The following is a 7840-nucleotide window of genomic DNA, read 5'->3' as shown; positions in this document are numbered from 1 at the left end:
TAACCAGCAACAAACTCTTTTTTAAACACAATTCTAAGCATCATCTAAAACAACAATAAAAATAAACATAGGATTTATATATAAAGTAAGTAATGAAGATATTTAACAAGTCCGCAATGAGCTACTTTCCCCCTGCCAGTAAGGCGTAGTATCATCACCCACGATGTGCTTAGCTTCTTGGTTCGGGATGGAGCAAGGCGTTTCCACATCTGTATAATCACGGACATTGTTATTTAAATATTCTTTGAAAGATTGAATTTAAAAAATAAAGCTTAATCTTTCATTTCTTTACTTTTTTCTTTATTCTCTTTCTTCTTTTGTTTTTCTTTCTTCTTTACTTATCTTTTATCTTTGATAAGTTTTTATATAGAATACTTAAAAAACAATGTTAAGAGCAAGTTCTAATACAAACTCTACTTGAAAGATTTTATTAGCTTAAAAACATAATGTTTATATAAATATTTCATATAAAACATTCAAAGCTTTATAAAAACCTTAACAAGGAAGTGATGCTTTATTAAAGATAAGCCAAACGCTCTATTAGTACTGGTCAGCTAAAGGACTTTCATCCATTACACACCCAGCCTATCAAACTAGTAGTCTTCTAGAGAGCTTAGAGAAGATTCATCTTAGAGTTGGCTTCACGCTTAGATGCTTTCAGCGTTTATCCTTTCCAAACTTAGCTACGCTGCGATGCTCTTGGCAGAACAACAGCTACACCAGTGGTTTGTTCAACCCGGTCCTCTCGTACTAGGGTCAAATCTCTTCAATCTTCTTACGCCCACGGCAGATAGGGACCGAACTGTCTCACGACGTTCTGAACCCAGCTCGCGTACCGCTTTAAATGGCGAACAGCCATACCCTTGGGACCTGCTCCAGCCCCAGGATGCGATGAGCCGACATCGAGGTGCCAAACCTCCCCGTCGATGTGAGCTCTTGGGGGAGATCAGCCTGTTATCCCCGGGGTACCTTTTATCCTTTGAGCGATGGCCCTTCCACACAGAACCACCGGATCACTAAGACCGACTTTCGTCTCTGCTTGACTTGTATGTCTTGCAGTTAAGCTGGCTTATACCTTTATACTCTACGAACGATTTCCAACCGTTCTGAGCCAACCTTTGTAAGCCTCCGTTATTATTTGGGAGGCGACCGCCCCAGTCAAACTACCCACCAGACATTGTCCCACTTGAGGATAACTCAAGCTGGTTAGCTACCCAAATAAGAAAGAGTGGTATCTCAACAATGGCTCATATACAACTGGCGTCATATACTCAAAGCCTCCCACCTATCCTGCACATTCTTATCCAAGTAGCAGTGTCAAGCTGTAGTAAAGGTCCACGGGGTCTTTCCGTCTTGCCGCGGGTAGGAGGAATTTTCACCTCCACTACAATTTCACTGGATCCCTCTTTGAGACAGCTCCCATCTCGTTACGCCATTCATGCAGGTCGGTATTTAACCGACAAGGAATTTCGCTACCTTAGGACCGTTATAGTTACGGCCGCCGTTTACTCGGGCTTCGATCAAGAGCTTCGCTAATGCTAACCCCATCAATTAACCTTCGAGCACCGGGCAGGCGTCACACCCTATACATCCTCTTACGAGTTAGCAGAGTGCTGTGTTTTTGGTAAACAGTCGGGAGGGACTCTTTGTTGTAAGTTTCCTTGCTTTCGGAGTAAATCCTAATACAAAGCTAACCACACCTTATACCGAAGATACGGTGCTATTTTGCAGAGTTCCTTAAAGAGAGTTCTTCCACGCGCCTTAGAATACTCATCCCACCCACCTGTGTCGGTTTACGGTACGGGCAACATTAGCTAAACTTAGAAACTTTTCTTGGCTCGACGGCATCAGGGGTTCTTCTATCCATCCGAAGACTTCAAAAAGCCTTTCAGTTCTCGGAGTGTTCTTATACGGATTTGCCTGTATAAGCTCCTACAACCTTAGACTAGCACTTCCATCCGCTAGCCCCCTTAGCCCTAAGCGTCCTTCCATCGCACACTAATGTTGGTATTGGAATATTAACCAATTTGCCATCGTCTACCCCTTTCGGACTCGACTTAGGACCCGACTAACCCTACGATGACGAGCATCGCGTAGGAAACCTTGGGTTTACGGCGTTAATGATTCTCACATTAATTATCGCTACTCATGCCTGCATGCTCACTTCTATTCGCTCCAGCACTCCTTACCGGTATACCTTCGACGCAAATAGAACGCTCTCCTACCACTTGCACACAACTTAAACTACTTAACTTTAGCCTAAGAATATTTTTATTGATTTTACTAAGTTTTATTTCTATCTTTACTCTATAAAAATCAGTAAAAATATAACTTAAAACATATAACTTAGTTTTTTATATTCTCAACTTAAATAATCTAAGTTGTGTGCAAGTCTACAGCTTCGGTACTTACTTTAGCCCCGTTATATTTTCCGCGCAAAATCACTAGACCAGTGAGCTATTACGCTTTCTTTAAAGGATGGCTGCTTCTAAGCCAACCTCCTGGTTGTTTAAGTAACTTCACATCGTTTTCCACTTAAGTAAGATTTAGGGACCTTAGCTGGTAGTCTGGGTTGTTTCCCTCTTGACGACGGATTTTATCACTCGCCGCCTGACTGCTGTGATTACATATAAGGTATTCGGAGTTTGATAGGGTTTGGTACATTGGTGTATGCCCTAGCCCATTCAGTGCTCTACCCCCTTATATTACGACACAACGCTATACCTAAATATATTTCGGAGAGAACCAGCTATCACGAAGTTTGATTGGCCTTTCACCCCTATCCACAAGTCATCCCGGGGCTTTTCAACGCCTATGGGTTCAGTCCTCCACTAGTTCTTACACTAGCTTCAACTTGCTCATGGATAGATCACTTCGTTTCGGGTCTGCAGCATCTGACTAAGCGCCCTATTCAGACTCGCTTTCGCTACGGCTTCGCGTTTGCTTAACCTTGCCAGACACCACAACTCGCAGGCTCATTATGCAAAAGGCAGTCCATCACACTGTATTGCTACATAGTGCTCTGAATGATTGTAAGCAAATGGTTTCAGGTTCTATTTCACTCTGATCACCTCAGTTCTTTTCACCTTTCCCTCACGGTACTTGTGCACTATCGATCTGGTATTAGTATTTAGGGTTGGATCGTGGTCGACCCAGATTCAGACAGGATTCCTCGTGTCCCGCCCTACTCAGGATACTGCTAGCTAAGCTTTGTTTTTCGCATACGGGACTATCACCCTCTATGGCTATACTTTCCAGAATGTTCTGCTAAACTCAGCTCTTGCACATTGCAGTCCTACAACCCCCAGTGCAAGCACTGGGTTTGCCCTCTTGCGCTTTCGCTCGCCGCTACTGACGCAATCTCTATTGATTTCTTTTCCTGAGGGTACTAAGATGTTTCAATTCCCCTCGTTCGCTCCTATATAGGTAATGTATATCTCTATACATTGGGTTGCCCCATTCGGAAATCTACGGATCAAAGCTTCTTGACAGCTCCCCGTAGCTTATCGCAGTCTAGTACGTCCTTCATCGCCTTTACCAGTCAAGGCATCCACCATTCGCTCTTAGTAGCTTACCTTTTGATGTTCTTTTAGCAGATGAGCAAAGCTCATCTTAAAGAACCAAAGCTAAAGGCCTACCCCGCCAACCTAAAAGATATTAGGCTTAAAACGAAATAAACTAAACATTCATTAAAAAATTAATGTAGATAAAGCTTCAATTCTTAATCACTAAAAAAACAATTTGCATAAAAGTTAGATATAACCTAACTTCTACCTTTTTTATTGATTCTAAAACGCATCACTTCCTTGTTAAAGTTTTTATGATAAGACTTCTTTATCTTAAGACGGAAAGCATTCAAACCTTAATATAGAAACTAAATGATTTAGTCTTAACTAAGCTGTGAGTTTGAAACTTGTCTTTAATTTATAAATCTTAAATCTAATATTCTCTTTATTTTAAAGATAAAGATAATTAAAAGATATAAGTTAAACCAAAGAAAAGATAAATAGGTTTTATCCTTTAACAAGTCCTGTAAAATTGTTTTTATTAAAACTTGCTTGTGACTCTTAACAATGATAATTAAAAAGAACATTTAGGTTTAAAACCTAAAGGAAGTATATATATTAATATAATCATTATAAATATAAATACATAATGTATATGCTATTTATATCTATTAAAGTATATTCTTTTATAGTTAAAGATAAAAAAATAAATCTAAGTATAGAGTTTATATTTTATATTTAATCTACTTTATATACTTGCTTTAGATTTTAAAGCTTTTTTATTCAAATCTTTTTTATGGTGGGCCTAACAAGACTTGAACTTGTGACCTCACCCTTATCAGGGGTGCACTCTAACCAGCTGAGCTATAGGCCCTTAATAAATGGTGGAGAATAGCGGGATCGAACCGCTGACCTCCTGCGTGCAAAGCAGGCGCTCTCCCAGCTGAGCTAATTCCCCATAAACAATTAGCTTTATCATCAATCTTTGAAATCTAAACAAGAATCAATTGAGTTTATATATTGAAGTAATAGTGGTGAGACTTATTACTTTGTACTCTAGAAAGGAGGTGATCCAACCGCAGGTTCTCCTACGGTTACCTTGTTACGACTTCACCCCAGTCGCTGATTCCACTGTGGACGGTAACTAGTTTAGTATTCCGGCTTCGAGTGAAATCAACTCCCATGGTGTGACGGGCGGTGAGTACAAGACCCGGGAACGTATTCACCGTAGCATGGCTGATCTACGATTACTAGCGATTCCGGCTTCATGCTCTCGAGTTGCAGAGAACAATCCGAACTGGGACATATTTTATAGATTTGCTCCACCTCGCGGTATTGCGTCTCATTGTATATGCCATTGTAGCACGTGTGTCGCCCTGGGCATAAGGGCCATGATGACTTGACGTCGTCCACACCTTCCTCCTCCTTACGAAGGCAGTCTATTTAGAGTGCTCGGCCGAACCGTTAGCAACTAAATACGTGGGTTGCGCTCGTTGCGGGACTTAACCCAACATCTCACGACACGAGCTGACGACAGCCGTGCAGCACCTGTCTCTAAGTTCTAGCAAGCTAGCACCCTCATATCTCTATAAGGTTCTTAGGATATCAAGCCCAGGTAAGGTTCTTCGCGTATCTTCGAATTAAACCACATGCTCCACCGCTTGTGCGGGTCCCCGTCTATTCCTTTGAGTTTTAATCTTGCGACCGTACTCCCCAGGCGGTACACTTAATGCGTTAGCTGCATTACTGAGATGACTAGCATCCCAACAACTAGTGTACATCGTTTAGGGCGTGGACTACCAGGGTATCTAATCCTGTTTGCTCCCCACGCTTTCGCGCCTTAGCGTCAGTTGAGTTCCAGCAGATCGCCTTCGCAATGGGTATTCTTGGTGATATCTACGGATTTTACCCCTACACCACCAATTCCATCTGCCTCTCCCTCACTCTAGACTATCAGTTTCCCAAGCAGTTTAATGGTTAAGCCATTAGATTTCACAAGAGACTTGATAATCCGCCTACGCGCCCTTTACGCCCAGTGATTCCGAGTAACGCTTGCACCCTCCGTATTACCGCGGCTGCTGGCACGGAGTTAGCCGGTGCTTATTCCTTAGGTACCGTCAGAATTCTTCCCTAAGAAAAGGAGTTTACGCTCCGAAAAGTGTCATCCTCCACGCGGCGTTGCTGCGTCAGGGTTTCCCCCATTGCGCAATATTCCCTACTGCTGCCTCCCGTAGGAGTCTGGACCGTGTCTCAGTTCCAGTGTGACTGATCATCCTCTCAGACCAGTTAAGCGTCATAGCCTTGGTAAGCCATTACCTTACCAACTAGCTGATACTATATAGTCTCATCCTACACCGAAAAACTTTCCCTACTCAACTTGTGTTAAGCAGGAGTATAGAGTATTAGCAGTCGTTTCCAACTGTTGTCCTCTTGTGTAGGGCAGATTAACTATACCTTACTCACCCGTGCGCCACTAATCCACTTCTAGCAAGCTAAAAGCTTCATCGTTCGACTTGCATGTATTAGGCACGCCGCCAGCGTTCACTCTGAGCCAGGATCAAACTCTCCATAATAAACCTTCTTTAGCATCAAGGCAAAGCCTTGACTAAGAAGCAAGCTAAAGGCCTACCCCGCCAACCTAATATAGATAAACTACTTAGATTACATTAAAGAGATAAACCTTATTACTTTTATAGATAGTTTAATCTTTTTCTTCAAAGAAAAAGCTATAAAAGATTAAAAGAAAAGCTTTTAATCTTTTTAAATTAGATTGAATAGATTTTACATAATTACTTATGCCTAAATCTTTCTGGCTCAATCGATCACTTATTTAGATTTCAAAGATTGACTAATAAGATTTGAATAACAATACTAAGTTAAAAGAACAAAACAAAAAATCATTTTTAAATGAAAAGTTTTTAAATTAAAAAACAAGATTTATAAAAAAGCTTTTAGTTTTAAATTAAAAAATTAAGAAAGTTAAAAACTTAAATAATTTAAAAACTTAAAAAATCTAAAATAAAGTTAATTTATAAAATCTACTCAGTTAGTGAAACTTTATAATTTAAAAGATTTTAAGTCCTTTTTTCAAAAAAAGGAAATGAAAGTATAACCAATTAAACTTAAAAGGGGATTAAATAAAGGATTAAATAGTATAAATATTTGGTAGGTTTTTGAAAATATTTGTATAAAAATATATTTTAAAGATTATATAATTTAAAATTGCAAAAAGCAATCAGACTCAATTAAATATAAAATAAGTATAATTTTAAAATATTTTATATCAAAGGAATAAAATGAAAAAAATATTTAGTGTTATTTTAGTTGCCTTGGTTGGCTTATTTTTAAACGCTTGCAATGATTCTAAAAACAAAGAAACAAATGCAAGCGTAGAATTAAAGGTTGGAACCGCCCCAAACTATAAACCTTTTAACTATAAAGAAAATTCAAAACTCACAGGTTTTGATACGGATCTAGTAGAAGAGATCGCCAAAAAAAATGGTATTAAAATTGTTTGGGTTGAGACTAATTTCGATGGGTTAATACCTGCTTTAAAAGCCGGTAAAATCGATATGATTGCCTCGGCTATGAGCGCAACGGATGAAAGAAGACAGAGTGTTGATTTTACTAAACCTTACTATATGAGTAAAAATCTTTATCTTAAACTAAAAAGTAACAATTTACTTCAAACAAAAAATGATTTAGAAGGTAAAAAAATAGGAGTTCAACTAGGAACTTTACAAGAAAATACTGCAAAAGCTATCAAAAATGCACAAGTGCAAAGTAATAAAGATTTAAATATTGCTGTTTTAGCACTAAAAAACAAGAAAATTGATGCTATTATCGCAGATGAAGATACTGCTAAAGGTTTTTTAGCTGAAAATCCAGAATTGGTAAGTTTTTACCAAGAAATGGATGGTGGAGAAGGCTTTAGCTTTGCTTTTGATAAAAACAAACAAAAAGAATTGGTAAAAATTTTTGACAAAGGTATAGATGAGACAAAAACCAATGGATTTTACAATACTTTGATCAAAAAATATGAATTAGAGTAAGCGTGAAAATTCACGCTTATGCAACTTAAATCTTCGTTATATTTTACAAGATAACATTTCATACAATTTTACTCTCATTAAATCAATTTTTTATATAAAATAAAAATTAAATTGAAATTTTATAATTATATAATAATCAGTATTTAATTATACTTTAAGTTTAAATATTTTATTATTCCACTATTTTATTTTTATATTTTATATTATTATTAAAAAATAAATAATATGAAATTAATTTCAAAATAAATCATTTTAAATAAGGAAGGAGAAAAATATTTGAGT

Annotated in this window: 1 protein-coding gene, 2 tRNA genes and 3 rRNA genes; 1 reads left to right on the top strand and 5 read right to left on the bottom strand. The window is 38.1% G+C overall.

The features are described 5' to 3' along the window. Positions 1 to 108: 108 nt before the first annotated feature. From rrf to AJ887_RS04060, 5 genes are all read right to left on the bottom strand, one after another. Positions 109 to 225, bottom strand: a 5S ribosomal RNA gene (gene rrf, locus AJ887_RS04080). A gap of 294 nt (positions 226 to 519) precedes the next feature. Then, positions 520 to 3577: ribosomal RNA gene (locus AJ887_RS04075) — 23S ribosomal RNA — on the bottom strand. A 726-nt stretch (positions 3578 to 4303) separates the two neighbouring features. Continuing rightward, positions 4304 to 4380: transfer RNA gene (locus tag AJ887_RS04070), tRNA-Ile, on the bottom strand. Positions 4381 to 4388: 8 nt separating this feature from the next. Further along, a tRNA-Ala gene (locus tag AJ887_RS04065) sits at positions 4389 to 4464 on the bottom strand. A 102-nt stretch (positions 4465 to 4566) separates the two neighbouring features. Beyond that, positions 4567 to 6079: ribosomal RNA gene (locus AJ887_RS04060) — 16S ribosomal RNA — on the bottom strand. The 16S, 23S and 5S rRNA genes sit together here with 2 tRNA genes alongside, the layout of an rRNA operon. A gap of 723 nt (positions 6080 to 6802) precedes the next feature. Here AJ887_RS04060 and AJ887_RS04055 point away from each other — a divergent pair. After that, complete coding sequence (locus AJ887_RS04055) at positions 6803 to 7558, top strand: basic amino acid ABC transporter substrate-binding protein (protein ID WP_070240551.1); 756 nt, start codon at positions 6803 to 6805, stop codon at positions 7556 to 7558. Positions 7559 to 7840: the final 282 nt, after the last annotated feature.

This window comes from Campylobacter sp. BCW_6466, assembly GCF_001762835.1.
GTDB classification, from domain to species: domain Bacteria; phylum Campylobacterota; class Campylobacteria; order Campylobacterales; family Campylobacteraceae; genus Campylobacter_D; species Campylobacter_D jejuni.
Note: the sequence above shows the minus strand (reverse complement) of the source record. Positions and strands in the feature narration are given on the sequence as shown.